We start from the raw sequence: 17020 nt of genomic DNA on the forward strand, positions 1-17020 counted from the left end.
GGCTAGCCCTGCAGGGAGGCGCCGAGCAACAGGGCGCCCATCAGGATGACAAGCACGGCGCCGAGGATTTCGATGGCGTTGCCGACCCAGACCGAGGCGGTCGAGCCGCGTCCGGAGAGGCGGACGGCGGCGCCCTTGGCGGTGACGGCAAGGGTTGCGAGCACGGAAACGGTGATCGCCGTACCGAGCGACATGGCGGCGACCGAAAGCACGCCGCCGAGATAGAGCCCGTTCAGCAGCGAAAAGGTCATGACCAGAAGCGCGCCGGAGCAGGGGCGAAGGCCGACGGCAACGATCGCCGACCAGGCCTCGCGGGCGCTGAACTTGTCGCCGCCAAGCAGCGCCGGGTCGGGCACGTGGGCATTTCCGCAGGTCTCGCAGACCATGCCGGGAACGAAGGTATGGCCGGCTTCCACGGCCTGCGCCTTGCCGTTGAAGGTATAGGCCTGGCGTTCGGCCGCATTGTCCTTCCAGTCGAGCATCATCGAGACCGGCCCGGCAGGCGTCGCCATCAGTCGGCGGCCCGGCAGGCTGCCGATTATCGAGCGCAGTTTGCGGAAGAGCAGCCAGCCGCCGAAGAGGATGACCATGACGAAGCTCGCGATCTCCATCGCATGGGTCGCCGCCGTCAGCGTGATGCCGGTGCCGCGCAGCACCAGCCAGGCGCCGCCGACGAGCGCCACCGCCACCACGCCCTGGATGAAGGCCGAGATGAAGGAGATCACCACGCCGCGCTTCAGCTCGATCTCGTTGGCGATCATGTAGGAGGAAATGACCGCCTTGCCGTGGCCCGGGCCTGCGGCATGGAAGACGCCGTAGGCGAAGGACAGACCGATCAGCGAGGCGAGCTGCCAGGGATCCTCCCGCATCGCCTTCAGAGCATTGGTCAGCGCCCGGTAGAAGGCCTGCTGCTCATAGTTCACATAGAGCAGCAGCGGGGCGAGCGGCCCGCCGGTCGGCTGGAAGCTCGGCTCCGCCGTGCCGATGCCGAGCGGCGATTGCGCATGGGCGAGACTTGCCGCCGCCAGGAGCGCAAGGGTCGTCGCGGAAAGAATGAGGGGCAGGCGCTTCGTCAGCATGTAACCTCCAGCCGGGTGGCGAAGAGTTTGGACATGTTGGTGCCGGTGGGATCGTTGAAGAAGGCGTCGGTCAACGACTGCTTGTTTTCCGAGATCACCTGGTCGGCATCGGGTCTCACCACCTGGTGCTTGCAGGCCTTGAAGCCGTCGCCGACGATTGAAAGTTCGGCGTCGGTCGGAAAATCGATCGACGTATAGAGCGTCGGGTCGTAGACGCCGAAGCTCAGCCTGCCCTTGAGCGGCATCTTCTCCGCCGGCTTCACCGCGAAGAACATCAGCAGCTGGCCGTCCTTGTAATCGACATGGATGATGTCGGGCTTCTGGACGGTGATGTTCTTCCCGTCGACCGTCAGGTTCATGTAGTAATCATAATCGGCAAGCGACTGCTTCACCGTCTTTCCGACCTCCGCGAGCTCGTTCGGCTCCAGCTTCAAATCGGTGTTCTTGTCGAAATCCATGACGACGGAGGAGGAAAAGACCTCGTCGAAGCGCCAGACGTTGCGCAGTTCCTCGACGCTGCCGTCCTTGGCGGCCACGACCTCGAGACGCGCTTCCACGAAAATGTGCGGATGGGCAAAGGCGGCGGCCGGCGCCAGCGAAAGAAGCGCGGCCATCAATATCGTCGCATGTTTCATTTATGCCGCTGCCCTGTTCGGTGACGCTGACTTCTTGCCAGAAATTGGGACGGAATTGGGACCGGGGGCCCTATCCGGCTCATGTGATGAGAGGTTCAGGCGGGACGCAGTGTCGCATCGCCGGTCCTCTCACGGGTGCTTCTTGAACCAGTTGTGCAGGTAATCGACGAAGATCCTCACCTTGGCCGGAAGGTAGCGCCGATGCGGATAGACGGCGTAGATGCCGCGGTCGGTCGGGATGTAGTCGTTGAACAGCGTCAGCAGTTCGCCGCTTTCGATCGACTTGCGGGCGATGAAGTCGGGGACGAGGGCGATGCCGATGCCGGCAAGCGCTGCGCGCAGTGTCGCATGCGGGCTGTTGACCTCCATCGGGCCGGAAACGGCGACGGCGAAGGTCGTATTATCGGGGTTGTAGAAGCGGATGCTCCCCTGGGTGCGCGAATTGGTATCGACGATGAAGGGGACGTTGGAAATGTCGCTCGGATGTTCAAGATCGGGATGGCGCTCGAGAAAATCGGGGGTGACGCAGAGATGGACGCGGAAATCGGAGATCTTGCGGGCGATCATGCCGGAATCTTCGAGCTTGGTAATGCGGATCGCGACATCGAAGCCTTCCTCGATCAAGTCGACGAATCGATCGTCGGCGGCGATCTCCAGCGACAGATCGGGGTTTTCCCGGGCGAAATCGATCAGCGACTGGCCGACATCGGCATCGACGAAGGTGCGCGGCACCGAGACGCGAAGCTTTCCCTTCAGCTGCGCATTGTTCTCGCGCACGAGATCGGCGAGGTTGTCGATCTCCTTCAGGATATCGGAGGCGGTACGATAATAGGTGTGGCCGGCCTCGGTCATCGAGAACTGCCGGGTGGTGCGGTTGAGCAGCAGGGCGCCGAGCTCATCCTCCAATTCGCGCACATATTTGGAGAGCAGCGCCTTGGAGCGGCCGGTGCGCCTTGCTGCGGCGGAAAAGCCTTCGGCCTCGACGACGTCGATGAAGGCGCGTATGCGAGTCAGAGTGTCCATGGCGCTTCCCCAAGTTGTTTCGAAACGTTGAACAAATCGACCCGTTTTGTTCAATTATTTTTTTGACCTCAGGATCAAAAAAACGCTTGATTATGAAGGCGAATATTCTTATTTCCCACTCAGCCCAAAGTCGCACGTGCCCATGGGTGTCCGCCGAACCCTCGAATTGGTGAGGAAATCGGTAAGGTACCTGGAATTAACCCCTCCAGTCGCTATTCCGGCCAACCGGAAAATGCGAGGACGCCTGAAGCAACGACGGTGCGGGCCTTTTTGTTCTCTCCCTGCTTTCCATCAGCGGGGGTTACTGAAGAGGCACACCATCATTGCCGGAAGTGCGGTTGGGATTCTCCCTCCAATCCATGGCAGACAAAGCCGAACTTACACCGCGTCCGCGGCGTTGGTTCACTATCCGCGCATCGAGCGCTTGCTATGGTTCCGGGGTCTCCACCGGCTGGTTCCAATGCGAGTTCTCGTATGCCCTTTGTCCTCCGGTTCATGCCGGAGCTCTGGAATTGGAAGAGGGAACGATATGACCACCCAGCGCATCCGCGACTTTCTCGCAACCCGACGTCCCGACGGTCCCTGCCTCGTGGTTGACCTCGATGTCGTTCGCGACAATTTCCACGCTTTCCGTCACGCGATGCCGGACAGCGCCATCTACTATGCCGTCAAGGCCAACCCGGCCCCTGAAGTGCTGAAGCTGCTCGCAGGCCTCGGCTCCAATTTCGATTGCGCATCCGTTGCCGAAATCGAAATGGCGCTCGAAGCCGGTGCGACCGCCGCCCGCATTTCCTACGGCAACACGATCAAGAAGGAGCGTGACGTTGCCCGCGCCCATGCGCTTGGCGTCAGCCTCTTTGCGGTCGACAGCCACGAGGAAGTCGAGAAGATCTCGCGCGCCGCTCCCGGCGCCCGTGTCTTCTGCCGCGTGCTGACGGATGGCGAAGGCGCCGAATGGCCGCTGTCGCGCAAGTTCGGCTGCGTCCCGCAGATGGCCGTCGACGTCCTCGTCTACGCCCATCAGCTCGGCCTGCAGTCCTACGGCGTCTCGTTCCATGTCGGTTCGCAGATGACCAAGGTCGATGCCTGGGATTCCGCACTTGCCGATGCCAAGCGCGTCTTCGTCTCGCTTGCCAAGCAGGGCATTCATCTGCAGATGGTCAACATGGGCGGCGGCTTCCCGACCAAGTATCTGCGCGACGTTCCGTCGGCGGAAGCTTACGGCAAGTCGATCTACCAGGCGCTGCGCACGCATTTCGGCAACCAGATCCCGCAGACGATCATCGAGCCGGGCCGCGGCATGGTCGGCAATGCCGGCGTCATCAAGGCTGAAGTCGTGCTGATTTCGAAGAAGTCGGACAATGACGATGCCCGCTGGGTCTTCCTCGACATCGGCAAGTTCGGCGGTCTCGCCGAGACGATGGACGAAGCCATCCGTTATCCGATCCGCACGGAGCACGACGGCGACGAGATGGAGCCCTGCGTCATCGCCGGCCCGACCTGCGATTCGGCCGACGTGCTCTACGAAAAGAACCTCTATCCGCTGCCGATCTCCCTTTCGATCGGCGACGAGGTCCTGATCGAAGGCACCGGCGCCTATACGACGACCTATTCGGCGGTCGCTTTCAACGGTTTCGAGCCGCTGAAGGCCTACGTCATCTAAGGCCGTTTCCGCCGGCCCCGTAACCAGCCGGGGCGGCAATTTCACAATTTCCTTCATCGCCGCTGATAACGGTATTGGGTACGGGAGGCCAAGATGGCCGCTGTTCTTGATTCTGTCCGCGCATTCTTTGCGCCCACCACTTTTGCCATCGACGCCGAAAATCCTTCGGACGTTGTTGCCCGCGAAAACCTGCTCGACCGCGTCATGGGTCCTGATCGCCGCAAGAAGTCGTCGGAAAAGATCCGCCGCAACCGGATTCCGGCCGACGGCCTTGCGCTCGTCGCGCGTGACCGCGACGGTCATGTCATCGGCACGGTGCGGCTCTGGAACGTCGAGGCCGGCGTCAACGATGAAGGCACGCCGATCAACGCGCTGCTGCTCGGTCCGCTCGCCGTCGATTCCCGTCACGGCGGCAAGGGCATCGGCGCGGCGCTGATGCGGGCAGCGATCCTCGAAGCGAAAAACCGCGGGCATGGCGCCGTCCTGCTCGTCGGCGATGCCGCCTATTACGAGCGTTTAGGCTTCTTTGCCGAAAAGGCTCGCCATCTCGTCATGCCGGGTCCGTTCGAACGCTCGCGCTTTCTTGCGCTGGAGCTCAGGGAAGGCTGGCTTGACGGCGCGGCCGGCATGATCGTCCCCTCGGGGCGCATGCTGGCCGGCGCGCCGGTTCGCCGCGCAGCCTGAGGCCCGCGCGACCAGTCGGCCGGAGTTGAGGTCCTTCCCTCGGCCGGCAATGTCCGCGCCGCTTGATCATGGAGGCAGGCGGGCCTGCCGTGGTTGCGGCGCGGATTTCTTTCACGGCCGGGTGGGCGAGGTCAGCCGGTTCACCTACAGACACAATCGCGTGAAAAGTGCTGCCGGCACGCGAATATGCTGCGGCGATCTCCTATCTTGCGCAGCATGAACCGCATCTTTTGCCTCCTCCTTTTCTTCTGCCTGTCGCTTGCCGCAACAGGTCCGACGTCTGCCCAGAGCACGGCGTCCGCCGCCGGTCTTGGTTCGCGCCTCGACCGGGCAGCGAGCGATCCTGCGATGCGGCCGCTGAAGACGGTGATCGTCGCCCGCGACGGGCGCGTGCTAACCGAGCGCGGCTTCCGCGGTCACTCGCCGGCGGAATCGACCAACATCAAATCCGCATCGAAATCGATCATTTCCGCACTGGTCGGGATCGCCATCAGCAAAGGTCTGCTGGAAGGGCCTGACCAGAAGATCGCGCCGATCCTGAAGGCCGATCTTCCGGAAACACCCGATCCGCGCCTCAAAGACATCACGATCGGCAATCTGCTCTCCATGCAGTCCGGGCTCGACCGCATGTCGGGGCCGAACTACGGTCGCTGGGTCTCCTCGCGCAATTGGGTGCGCTTTGCGCTGTCGCAGCCTTTCGTCGACCAACCCGGCGGAGAAATGCTCTATTCCACTGCATCCACGCATCTGCTCTCGGCTATCCTCACCAGGGTCAGCGGACGGTCGACGCTCGCGCTGGCCCGCGAATGGCTCGGCCCTGTCGAGGGTTTCCGCATCGGCGCATGGGAACGCGATCCGCAGGGCATCTATCTCGGCGGCAATCAGATGGCGATGAGCGCGCGGTCGCTGCTTGCCTTCGGCGAGCTCTATCGCAATGGCGGGCGCACGGCGGAGGGAGAGCAGGTGGTGCCTGCCGATTGGATCGTGCAATCGTGGCAGCACCGCACCAATTCGCGCTTCTCCGGCGACGAATATGGCTATGGCTGGTTCACACGTGAGATCGGCGGCGAAGAGGTGCATTTCGCCTGGGGGTACGGCGGCCAGATGCTCTATATCGTGCCGTCGCTCGATCTCACCGTCGTCATGACCTCGGAAGAGAGCGGCCCCTCGGCCCGAAACGGCTACAGGGATTCGCTGCACGGCTTGATGGCAGACATTATCGGCGCCGGCCTCGAAAAACGCGATCGTTAAACTTTTAACGAAGCCTCCAATCAAACCGCAAAACGCTTGCTGTAGGTTCGCCGCCAGAACCTCGGGAAAGCGTCATGCTACTGGATCTCAGGACGATCTATTTCATTGTTGCCGTGAGCTGCTTCGTGCTGGGCATTCTCCAGCTTGCAGCCTATGCGACCGGCCGCTTCGACAGGTGGCCGCTCTGGTGGGGCTTGAGCAACCTCCTCATCGGCGTCGGTTCCTTTCTCGTCGCGCTGCGCAATATCGTTCCCTACGCGGTCTCGATCGACGGCGGCAATGTCGTCACCATCGCCGGCTATATGCTGATGTTCTTCGCCGTGCGCGTCTTTTCGGGGCGGGTTCTCGAGCAGCGCTATTTCTGGCTAGCCATCTTCCTCGTCAGCGTGCCTGTGCTGCTTATCGTCAGCGATCCCACAGCGGTCTCGGCAAGGCTCCTCTATGTTTCCGTCATCTGCTGCCTCTGCGATCTTGCCGTCGCAAGGGAGGCACTCAGCATTGTCCGCCGCGAGAGGCTGTATTCGGCGGCTCTGCTCGTCGGCCTCTATATCTGCACCGCCATGATCTTTGCCGCGCGCAGCATTCTTGCGGCGACCGGAGAGATCGGCGGGCCGGATCCTTTCGGCGGCAGCGTGGTCCATAGCTGGATGGCGGTATCGGCGGTTGCCTTCATCATGCTCCGCAGCATGGCCATGGTGCTGATGGCGGCCGAGCGCAGCCGAAACCAGCTGACCGACCTCGCCCACCACGATCCGCTGACAGGTGCGCTCAATCGCGGCGGTCTTGCTCAGCATGTGCCCACTCTCGGGTCCCAGCCGGTCTCGCTGCTGATCATCGACATCGATCATTTCAAGCAGTTGAACGATCGGCATGGCCATGCGGCTGGCGACGAGATCCTGCGGCTGTTCGCCAGCGTTTCGAGAAGCATCATGCGACCGCACGATCTACTTGCCCGTCAGGGCGGGGATGAGTTCCTGGCGGTGCTGAAAAACCTGTCACGGGAGGATGCCGTGGCGATTGCCGAGCGCATTCGTCTCGACTTCGCCGCCGCCGTCATGCAGCGGCCGGATCTCGCCGTCTTCCCGACGCTGAGCATCGGTGTCGCCATGCGGGAAAGCGATGGAGACTTTGAAAGTCTCATGCACAAGGCGGATGAGGCGCTCTACCGTTCGAAGCGCGAAGGCCGCAACCGCGTCGAAGCCTTCTGGGAAAACCAGCAGGCGGCATAGCTAGATATTCTGATCCATCGTCTCGGCCGGGATTTCGTCGGCGCGGTGGATGCGCACGACGGTGGCCGGCACGCCGGCGACCGTGCAATGTTCGGGAACCGCTTTCAGCACGACGCTGCCGGCGGCAATCTTGCTGAAGGCGCCGATTTCGATATTGCCGAGGATTTTGGCGCCGGCGCCGATCATCACGCCGTGGCGGATCTTCGGATGACGGTCGCCCGTTTCCTTGCCGGTGCCGCCGAGCGTGACATTCTGAAGAATCGATACTTCATCCTCGATCACCGCCGTTTCGCCGATGACGATGCCAGAGCCATGATCGAGCATGATCGAAGCGCCGATCCGTGCGGCTGGATGGATATCCGGGCCGAAGACCAGCGAGGCGAGATTGGCGAGCCAGGTGGCGATCTCGGGGCGGCCGGCGTTCCAGAGTGCATGGGCGATGCGATGCGTCTGCAGCGCATGAAAGCCCTTGAGGTTCAGAAGCGCATGCAGAAATGTCGTGCAGGCGGGATCGCGCTGACGCACCGCTGCGAGATCGGCCTCGACCTTCCGCATGACGTCGTCGGTGAGGGTGCACAGGATGAGATCGAACAGATTGCCGGTTTCCACCTGTGTCACGGAAAGCCGCGCCGCGAGCACGCGGGCGAGGATCTCATGATTGCCGGTGGCATCGGTGATCTCCGTGGTCAGCAGCCGTCGCAATATCGGCTCGCGCGCCGCAAGCTCCGCCGCCTCGGCGCGGATGGCGCTCCAAACGGATGCATCGCCCAAAGGCGGCTGCTGCTCGGCTACACCGAGGCCGGTCGATTTCGGCATTCGCAAGTCCTCTGTCAGCACGGCGACGGCTATGCCCGCGTGCATTTCATGTTTTGCCTAGGCAAGGCATTTGGCAAGCTCAATGTTCCGGAGCCTCGGCCGATGTTTTAGCCGGACGGTTTCAGACCAGGCGTCAGCTCCGGAAGCCGGCGCCAATGGTAGAGCACGTCAGGCTCCTTTTCCTCATTATCGATGCCGTTGGTTTCTTCCTCGGCGGAAAAGCCGTGCCGCTCGTAAAAAGCACGTGCCCCAATATTGCGTTGGAACGTCCAGAGCCTGATTTCGTCCATCTCCTCCTTGGCGCAGCCGAGAAGGATCGAACCGATGCCGATGCCCTGGAAATCAGGAAGAACGTAAAGCTGCTCTATCCAGCCGTCGCCAGAGGCGATGACGCCGACGAGCTTGTTTCCGATGGCGGCGCCAAGGATCGTGCAGTTCGGCAAGAGATGCATGCGCCAATACTGCTCTTCCTCCTCAGGCGTGTGGACATCCAGCAGCCAGTGCAGGCGCTGCCAAAGCGCCACGCGCCTGATCCCTGCCGCAGCCCGCATATGGTCGGGCCCGAGCTTTACGATCTCGGGTTCCGTCAATGCCTCGTCCATGGCCGGCAACGCGGCCTCAAGCCGAAATGTCGATGACGCCGCAATCGCCGGCTTCGGAAGCAAAGGCGAGCAGTTTGCCGTTGCCGCTCCAGCTCATCGCGGTGATCGCGCCCTTGCCGGGGCGGCGCAGCAGCGCTTCCTTGCTGTCGGCGATGCGCACGGCCAGGATCATGCCGTCAATGAAACCGATGGCGAGGATATCCTCCAGCGGGTGGAACCTCACCGAGGTCGCCATGATATTGGCGCGGGTTCCGAGTTCGAGCGGCGCCTTGCCCATCGGCCCGTCCTTGCCCTGGAAGGGCCAGACGATGGCGGCGGGGGCGCCTGATGAGGCGAGCCATTTGCCTTTGACGGACCAGGAGAGCGATTTCACCTTGGCCGGATAGCCGGTCATGCGCATGTGGCGCGCTTCGGCGCCGGGCTTGCTGTCGAGCTTCCAGCCGTGCAGGGCGTTTTCCTGCATCGAGGTAACGAGGAAATTGCCGTCCGGCGAGAAGGTGACGCCGGTATGCGCACCCTTCCATTCGAGATCGACGGGCTTGGCGCTCATTCCGACCCAGTGCAGCGATACGCCGTTATAACGGGCGGCGGCGATGCGCAGGCCTTTGGGGGCGAAGGCAATGCCCTCGACGGTGCGCTCCTCGGGAAACTCCTTGGTCGTGCCGTCGGCGAGGCGCACCAGCGAGCTCTTGCCGTAGGAATAGGCGATGGCGCCCTGGGGGCCGGCGGCGACTTGCGAGATCCACTTGCGCGGCGCGGCGGCGAGTTCGCTGACGCTGCCGTCGGCAGCGATGCGCAGCACCTTGCCGTCCTCGCCGCCGGAGATCAGGCTCTCGCTATAGGGATCGCGGATGGCGGTGAGCATGCCCTGATGGGCTTCTGAAACCCTCTCGCCGCCATCCAGCCGGTGAAACGTGCCGTTTGCGTTTGCGAAGAAGGGAACATCACCTAAAAATTCGACGGCCAGAACGTGGCCGTCGAGATCAAGCGGTGCAACTGTCGGCATCAGGCGGCCGCCTCGCAGGCCTTGAAGGAGGCTTCGAGCTTTTCGCGGTCGAGATCGCGGCCGATGAAGACGAGACGGCTCTCATGCTTCTCGCCGTCCTTCCACGGCCGCTGGTGGTCGCCCTCGATGATCATGTGCACGCCCTGGACGACATAACGCTCCGGATCGTCCTTGAAGGCGATGATGCCCTTGAGGCGCAGAATGTTCGGTCCCTGCATCTGGGTGATCTTCTGGATCCAGGGGAAGAAGCGCTCGGCGTTCATCTCGCCGCCGCGCAGCGACACCGACTGCACCGTCACATCGTGGATCGCCGACATGGCGCCGTGATGATGATGGCCGTGGTCATGATCATGATGATGGTGGTCGTGATCATAATCGTGGTGGTGATGATCGCAATCCGGGCCGCAAACGTGGTCGTCATGGCCGTGTTCCAGGAAATGCGGGTCGTTTTCGAGGGCGCGCTCCAGATTGAAGGCGCCCTGGTCGAGCACGCTGGCGAGGTCGACGCCGGAGCGGCTGGTCTTGTAGACGCGGGCGGCCGGGTTGATGGCGCGGACGATGTCTTCGATCACGGCGAGTTCGTCGGCGGTCACGAGGTCGCTCTTGTTGATGACGACGACGTCGGCGAAGGCGATCTGGTCTTCGGCCTCGCGGCTGTCCTTCAGGCGCAGCGGCAGGTGCTTGGCGTCGACCAGCGCGATGACGGCGTCGAGCTCGGTCTTGGCGCGCACGTCATCGTCCATGAAGAAGGTCTGGGCGACTGGCACCGGATCGGCAAGGCCGGTCGTTTCCACGATGATGCCGTCGAAGCGGCCGGGGCGGCGCATCAGGCCTTCGACGACGCGGATCAGGTCGCCGCGCACCGTGCAACAGACGCAGCCATTGTTCATCTCGTAGATTTCCTCGTCGGACTCGACGATCAGGTCGTTGTCGATGCCGATTTCGCCGAACTCGTTGACGATGACCGCATATTTCTTGCCGTGGTTTTCGGAGAGGATGCGGTTGAGCAACGTCGTCTTGCCGGCGCCGAGATAACCGGTGAGCACGGTGACAGGAATGGGCTTCTGGGTGGAGATCGCGTCGGTCATGAGAACCTCTAGGATTAGGCGTGCGACCGACCGGCTTCAGATCGGCCGCTTGAACGGTTGGTCTCATATAATGGCATGGGCACGGCAGTTCAAAGGATTTTATAATGTTATAAGATCACATCGCCAGCGTCGGCCAAATGAGCCCCTTCACCGGAGCTGCGTGATGTCGAATGCGTCGACGTCTTCCAGCAATTCTACCAAACCGTTGACCGCATGCGCGATCAGCGCCTCGCCTTTTTCAGCGCTCGCAGCCGCGGCATTGCCAGCCACGCCCTGCGGGTTGAGATCCGACACCTTCCAGCCGAAGGCATGCGGCCCGTAGGCGCGCAGATGTTTGAAGCGGCCGGCGAATTCGGTCTGCCGTGAGGGAAAGTTCCCCGCCTTGGCCATATCGACCCTGTCGGGATGAAGCGCCAGCATCACCGAGGTCTCGATATCGCCGCCATGGATGTCGATCGCCTTTTCTTCCGGCGAGATCACGTCGTCGGGCAGGCCGAAGCGGGTCCAGCTCGTCGCTACCGCCAGCATGGCGAAGCGGACCCTGGCCTCGGTCGCGACGACCGTCATGAGGGGCGAATTGCCGCCATGAGCATTCAGCATCACGAATTTACGGGTGCCCTGCTTGGCCAGCCCTTCGGCGATGCCGAGCCAGCGGTGAACCGCTTCGTCGAAGGCGAGCGTCTTCGTTCCTTCAACATCCATGTGCTCTATGGAGTAGCCTACCGTTTCAGCGGGCAGGAAAGTGACGGGCAGGCGGGCGGGCAGGGCCGCCTTCAATCGTGCGGCGATGCCTTCGGCAATCAGGGTGTCGGTCTCGAAGGGCAGATGAGGGCCGTGCTGCTCATGAGCGCCGAGCGGCAGGACGGCAATCGGGGGGTGCGCGCCGGGGGCAGAGGCCGGGTCGCTGTCCTCGAAGCGGGGCGAAGGCGTCATCATCCGGTCGTAGCCTCTTGTTTATGACGAGATCCTGGGCAATGTCATATCGCAGCGGCGCCAGCGCTTAAAGATCAAAGGGATGGCTATGGGTAAGAAGCACAAGGACGGCAAGAAGAACAAGTCCAAGAAGAAGGACCAGACCGAGTATACGCTCGTCGATCTTTCTCCGGCGCTCACTCAGGCGGCTCGTTCCATGCGTACGGTGCTATCGCGCAACCTGTTTGAAAGCGGGCTTTATGCCGGCCAGGACGGCGTCATCCTCTCGCTCGCCGAGAGCGACGGCATGACGGCCGGCGGGCTTGCCCAGAAGCTCGGGGTCAAGGCGCCCACGATGACGCGCACGATCGGCCGCATGGAGGCGCAGGGTTTCCTCGAGCGCAAGCCCGACGCCGAGGATGCGCGCCTGACCAAGGTTTATCTGACCCCGCTTGGCCGCGACAGCGTGCGGGCGATCGAGATGGCGGCTTCGGCTTGCGACCGGCTGGCGACGCAGGAATTCTCCGAAAAGGAAATCCGCAATCTCGTGCGCCTCTTGAAGGCGATCGACGCCAATTTGCAGGCCGAAGCCCTTCATATCGAAGAACCGGACGACGAGTGAAATTTCCCCTGAAAGACGAATTGCTTCCGCCGGTTAAATCTTTTAATTAAACAATTTAAGGGGCCGTGCCGATTTATCGGCAGGGTCTTGCTGTCTTGCGTGCTGCCTGGAGGAGGACACGTGGTCCAGAAGATCAAGCTTTCGACAATCGCCGAAACGCTCGGCATTTCAACGGCGACCGTGTCGCTTGCCTTACGCGACAGTCCGCTCGTCGCCGGCAATACGAGGGAGAAGATCAAGGAGCAGGCGCGGGCGCTCGGCTATATCTACAATCGCCGCGCCGCCAGCCTTCGCACCTCCCGCTCCGGTATCATCGGCGTCGTCGTGCACGACATCATGAACCCTTTCTACGGCGAGATCCTGAAGGCGATCGAAAGCGAGCTCGATCGCAGCCGCCATACCTTCATCCTGTCCAACCACTACGACAACGTCGAAAAGCAGCGCACCTTCATCGAGACGCTTCTGCAGCTCGGCGGCGACGGCGTCATCATGTCGCCGGCGATCGGCACGCCGCCGGAAGATCTGCAGCTGGCGGAAGAAAACGGTATGCCGGCGATCCTCGTCGCCCGTTCGATGGACGGTCTTGATCTGCCGACCTATCGGGGCGACGACAGCTACGGCATCTCGCTTGCCACCAATCACCTGATCGGCCTCGGTCACCGCTCGATCGCGATGATCGGCGGCACGGACCAAACATCCACCGGCCGCGACCGCTACCAGGGTTATGTCAACGCGCTGCGCAAGGCGGGCATCGAGGTCGATCCGAACCTGCGCATTCCCGGCCCACGCTCGAAACAGGGCGGTTTCGAAGCCGCGGTGCATTTCCTGTCGCTGCCGCAGAAGCCGACGGCGGCCGTCTGCTGGAACGATCTCGTCGCGATCGGGTTGATGAATGGGATTGCGCGCGCCGGCCTGGTGCCGGGACGCGATATCTCAGTCACCGGCTACGACGATCTCGAGGAAGCCTCGATCGCCACGCCGGCGCTGACGACCGTCTGGAACGGCCAGACCGAGGTCGGCCGCCTGGCTGCCCGGGCGCTTCTCGATCGCCTTGCCGGCAGCCACGAGCCTGACGGCATGCATCTCATCAAGCCGGAAATGCGCATTCGCCAGTCCACCAGTCCCCATCGGCCCCGCGCCTGAACCAAGACCGCCACCCAAGAGGAAAAGCCATGTCCCGCATCGCCATTCTCGTTCCTGGGAAGATACACGATCGAGTTCTCGAAAGGCTTAAGGATCGTTTTGAGATTATCGCCGTTCCGCGCGCGGAAAAGCTTGCTCTCGACGGCGAGACCGCCGCGCGCATCCGCGGCGTCGCGGTCTCCGGCGCCTTTCCCGGCGCCTGGATGGACCAGCTGCCCGGCGTCGAAGTGATCGCCAGCTTCGGCGTCGGCTATGACGGCATGGATGTGAAGCGCGCCGCCGAAAAGGGCATCGTCGTCACCAATACGCCTGACGTTTTGAACGACGAGGTCGCCGATACGACGATCGGCCTGCTCCTGAACACGATCCGCGAGCTGCCGAGGGCGGAAGCGTGGCTGCGCGGCGGCAATTGGAAGCCGGGCACGGCCTATCCGTTGTCGCGCTTCTCGCTCAAGGGCCGCCATGTCGGGCTTTACGGCCTCGGCCGCATCGGGCTCGAGATCGCCAAGCGGCTGGAGCCGTTCAAGGTGAAGATCAGTTACCACACCCGTTCGCGCCATGCCGACGTTTCCTACGACTACTACCCGACACTGAAGGGGCTGGTGGAAGCGGTGGATACGCTGATCGCCATCGTTCCGAAGACGCCGCAGACACACAAGACGGTCGATGCCGATATTCTCGCCTCGCTCGGGCCGGACGGTATTCTCGTCAATGTCGGCCGCGGCTGGACGGTTGATGAAGAGGCGCTCGGCGCGGCTCTTGCATCAGGCGCACTCGGCGCGGCCGGTCTCGACGTGTTCTACGACGAGCCGACGGTGCCGGCCCACCTGCTTGCCGCCGAGAACGCGGTATTGCTGCCGCATGTCGCTTCCGCATCGGTGCCGACCCGCAATGGGATGGCCGATCTCGTCGTCGACAACCTCATCGCCTGGTTCGAGAAGGGGACGGCGCTGACGCCGGTGCCGGAGACGCCGCAGAAGGCGTAAGTCCTGCTCAGGCGATGGCTTGCGCCGGTACCGTCGCCAGTTTGCCGGCCGCATGGCTGCGGACGGCGTCGCCGAAGGCGGTAAAGAGCTTGTTGGAGGGCTTGTCGGTTTCGGCCCAGTATTCCGGATGCCACTGCACGCCGACGGCAAAAGCCTTGGCGTCGATGACCGAGACGGCCTCGACTGTGCCGTCTTCGGCGGTCGCTTCCACCTGCAGGCGCGGTGCGGTTCTGGCGATTGCCTGGCGATGCAGCGAATTCACGCGGACTTCGCCCGGGCCGAGAATGCCTGCGATGCAGGAGCCTCCCTTGACATGCACGGTCTGGCGAATGGCGTACATGCCGTCGCGGTCGACGCCTTCCGGCCGCCGATGATCCCAGATGCCGGGCTGGTCCTGGATCTCGCTTGCGAGCGAACCGCCGAGAGCGACATTCAGCTCCTGGATACCGCGGCAAATGGCGAGCAGAGGGATGGCGCGGTCGATGGCGCGGCGGATGAGCGGCAGGCTGGTGGCGTCGCGCGCGGGGTCGAACGGGCCGTCCCTTTCGGTCGCTTCGACGCCGTAGAGCGAGGGATGCACGTTGCTGGCCGAGCCTGATACCAGGAGGCCGTCGACGCGGTCGAGGATCGCGTCGGTATCGTAACCTTCCTCGAAGGCCGGAATGATGAAGGCCATGACGCCGGCCGCATTCAATGCGGCCCTGAGATACTGATGCTGCACGGCATGCCAGGTGATGCCGTCGAAGCTGCGGATATCGGCAGGAATGGCAACGATCGGTTTCGTCATGTTCACCCCGGTGAAATCTGTGTGCTGACCGTTTTTGCCGCCAGAATGGCCGTCAAGTCAACGCTTGGCTGCGTGAGGTGGCCAAATTGCGGCGGAAGGGACTCCGCAACCGCCCGATCTGCCGCTAAGCTGCTGATTTTGATGGGTGCGCTCGTATTGCCTTATTGCCGTCTTGATGCCAAAGGCTAATAGACTAAAGCTTGAATCGCGGCCTTCGCCATGCTTAGGTTTGGCCTTGCTGCGGGTAGGGGTGAAGATCGCCGCGCAGCGCCATCTATACGGGAGGTTTTTGATGGATCGTCGTTCGTTTTTCAAGAAGGCGGGGACCGCCGGCGCTGGAGCGGTTGCCGCAACGGCATTGGCAGCGCCTGCGATCGCGCAGGAGAATCCGAAGATCGCATGGCGCATGACGTCGTCGTTTCCGAAGAGCCTGGACACGATCTATGGCGGCGCCGAGGACATCTCCAAACATGTCGCCGCCGCCACGGATGGGAATTTCACGATCCAGCCTTTCGCGGCCGGTGAAATCGTGCCCGGCCTGCAGGCCGTCGATGCGGTCGCCGCCGGCACGGTCGAGGCGGCGCACACCACCTCCTATTATTTCGTCGGCAAGGATCCGGCCTACGCCTTCGGAACGGCCATTCCCTTCGGGCTGAACAGCCGCCTGACCAATGCCTGGTTCTACGAGGGCAACGGCAACAAGCTGATGAACGAATTCTACGCCACGCAGGGCATGTATGCGCTGCCGGCCGGCAATACCGGGGCGCAGATGGGCGGCTGGTTCCGCAAGGAAATCAACACGCTCGACGACCTGAAGGGCGTCAAGATGCGCATCGCCGGCCTTGCCGGGCGCATCATGGAGAAGGTCGGCGTCATTCCGCAGCAGATCGCCGGCGGCGACATCTATCCGGCGCTCGAAAAGGGCACGATCGACGCGGCTGAATTCGTCGGCCCCTATGACGACCTGAAGCTCGGCTTCCATAAGGTCGCGAAGTACTACTATTACCCGGGCTGGTGGGAAGGCGGCCCGACGGTGCATGCGTTCTTCAACCTGGAAAAGTGGAGCAACCTGCCGAAGCACTATCAGGCAGCGCTGACCGACGCCTGCGCCTTCGCCAACACCAATATGCTGGCGAAATACGACATGAAGAACCCGACGGCGCTGAAGCAGCTCGTTGCGGAAGGCGCGACGCTGCGCCCGTTCAGCCAGGAGATCATGGAAGCCTGCTTCCAGGCGGCGACAGGCATCTACGGCGAAATCTCCGGCACGAACCAGTATTTCAAGAAGATCTATGAGGACCAGACCGCTTTCAAGCGGGACGCCTATCTCTGGATGCAGCTTTCGGAATATACGTTCGACACGTTTATGATGATCCAGCAGCGGGCCGGGAAGCTTTAAGCTTCTCGCAGACTGCCGATGTCAGCTGATGGCAAAGCCTCCGGATTTTGGTCCGGGGGTTTTCTTTTTCTCGCATGTCGTTGCCGCAAAACCGC

At 62.5% G+C, this 17020-nt stretch carries 17 protein-coding genes; 8 read left to right on the forward strand and 9 right to left on the reverse strand.

Features of this window, described 5'->3' with window-relative positions; translation table 11 throughout:
* Positions 1-2 precede the first annotated feature (2 nt).
* From ATY77_RS04715 to ATY77_RS04725, 3 genes are all read right to left on the reverse strand, one after another.
* A complete protein-coding gene (locus ATY77_RS04715; protein WP_088686338.1) occupies positions 3-1079 on the reverse strand; it encodes a nickel/cobalt transporter in 1077 nt (358 codons plus the stop codon).
* Positions 1073-1714 carry a DUF1007 family protein gene (locus ATY77_RS04720; RefSeq protein ID WP_088686339.1) on the reverse strand — a complete coding sequence of 214 codons (642 nt, stop codon included), beginning with the start codon at positions 1712-1714 and terminating at the stop codon, positions 1073-1075. Before ATY77_RS04720 ends, ATY77_RS04715 begins: the two co-directional genes overlap by 7 nt.
* A gap of 129 nt (positions 1715-1843) precedes the next feature.
* Positions 1844-2737, reverse strand: coding sequence for a LysR family transcriptional regulator (locus ATY77_RS04725; RefSeq protein ID WP_088686340.1), 894 nt, complete (start codon positions 2735-2737; stop codon positions 1844-1846).
* A 529-nt stretch (positions 2738-3266) separates the two neighbouring features.
* Here ATY77_RS04725 and odc2 point away from each other — a divergent pair.
* From odc2 to ATY77_RS04745, 4 genes are all read left to right on the forward strand, one after another.
* Complete coding sequence (gene odc2, locus ATY77_RS04730; protein WP_016737287.1) at positions 3267-4400, forward strand: ornithine/lysine decarboxylase; 1134 nt, start codon at positions 3267-3269, stop codon at positions 4398-4400.
* Between the two features lie 93 nt (positions 4401-4493).
* Entirely contained in the window at positions 4494-5084 is a 591-nt protein-coding gene (locus ATY77_RS04735; RefSeq protein WP_088686341.1) for an N-acetyltransferase, read from the forward strand.
* A gap of 216 nt (positions 5085-5300) precedes the next feature.
* Positions 5301-6335: a serine hydrolase gene (locus ATY77_RS04740; RefSeq protein WP_088686342.1), complete on the forward strand. Its 1035-nt coding sequence runs from the start codon at positions 5301-5303 to the stop codon at positions 6333-6335.
* Between the two features lie 74 nt (positions 6336-6409).
* Entirely contained in the window at positions 6410-7564 is a 1155-nt protein-coding gene (locus ATY77_RS04745) for a GGDEF domain-containing protein (protein WP_088686343.1), read from the forward strand.
* On the opposite strand, the gene cysE is transcribed toward ATY77_RS04745, so the two are convergent.
* From cysE to ATY77_RS04770, 5 genes are all read right to left on the reverse strand, one after another.
* On the reverse strand, positions 7565-8380 hold the full coding sequence (gene cysE / locus ATY77_RS04750; RefSeq protein WP_088686480.1) for a serine O-acetyltransferase: 816 nt from the start codon (positions 8378-8380) through the stop codon (positions 7565-7567).
* Positions 8381-8487: 107 nt separating this feature from the next.
* On the reverse strand, positions 8488-8982 hold the full coding sequence (locus ATY77_RS04755; protein WP_088686344.1) for a GNAT family N-acetyltransferase: 495 nt from the start codon (positions 8980-8982) through the stop codon (positions 8488-8490).
* A 16-nt stretch (positions 8983-8998) separates the two neighbouring features.
* Positions 8999-9988, reverse strand: a complete 990-nt coding sequence (locus ATY77_RS04760; RefSeq protein ID WP_088686345.1) for a WD40 repeat domain-containing protein — start codon at positions 9986-9988, stop codon at positions 8999-9001.
* Entirely contained in the window at positions 9988-11076 is a 1089-nt protein-coding gene (locus ATY77_RS04765) for a GTP-binding protein (protein WP_088686346.1), read from the reverse strand. Before ATY77_RS04765 ends, ATY77_RS04760 begins: the two co-directional genes overlap by 1 nt.
* A 147-nt stretch (positions 11077-11223) precedes the next feature.
* Entirely contained in the window at positions 11224-12012 is a 789-nt protein-coding gene (locus tag ATY77_RS04770) for a creatininase family protein (RefSeq protein ID WP_088686347.1), read from the reverse strand.
* 85 nt (positions 12013-12097) lie between these two features.
* Between ATY77_RS04770 and ATY77_RS04775 the strand changes: the two genes are divergently transcribed.
* The 3 genes from ATY77_RS04775 (at position 12098) to ATY77_RS04785 (ending at position 14739) form a co-directional block, all read left to right on the forward strand.
* Entirely contained in the window at positions 12098-12610 is a 513-nt protein-coding gene (locus ATY77_RS04775; protein ID WP_088677819.1) for a MarR family transcriptional regulator, read from the forward strand.
* 120 nt (positions 12611-12730) lie between these two features.
* Positions 12731-13753: a LacI family DNA-binding transcriptional regulator gene (locus ATY77_RS04780; protein WP_088677820.1), complete on the forward strand. Its 1023-nt coding sequence runs from the start codon at positions 12731-12733 to the stop codon at positions 13751-13753.
* A 29-nt stretch (positions 13754-13782) separates the two neighbouring features.
* Positions 13783-14739 (forward strand): 2-hydroxyacid dehydrogenase, encoded by a 957-nt coding sequence (locus tag ATY77_RS04785; RefSeq protein WP_088686348.1) that lies wholly within the window; start codon positions 13783-13785, stop codon positions 14737-14739.
* A gap of 7 nt (positions 14740-14746) precedes the next feature.
* Here the strand turns inward: ATY77_RS04785 and ATY77_RS04790 are convergent, their stop codons facing one another.
* Complete coding sequence (locus ATY77_RS04790) at positions 14747-15526, reverse strand: gamma-glutamyl-gamma-aminobutyrate hydrolase family protein (RefSeq protein ID WP_088686349.1); 780 nt, start codon at positions 15524-15526, stop codon at positions 14747-14749.
* A gap of 292 nt (positions 15527-15818) precedes the next feature.
* On the opposite strand from ATY77_RS04790, the gene ATY77_RS04795 reads away from it, so the two are divergent.
* Positions 15819-16925, forward strand: a complete 1107-nt coding sequence (locus ATY77_RS04795; protein ID WP_088677823.1) for a TRAP transporter substrate-binding protein — start codon at positions 15819-15821, stop codon at positions 16923-16925.
* The last annotated feature ends 95 nt before the right edge of the window (positions 16926-17020 follow it).

Source organism: Rhizobium sp. R634 (genome assembly GCF_002211305.1).
Classification (GTDB): domain Bacteria; phylum Pseudomonadota; class Alphaproteobacteria; order Rhizobiales; family Rhizobiaceae; genus Rhizobium.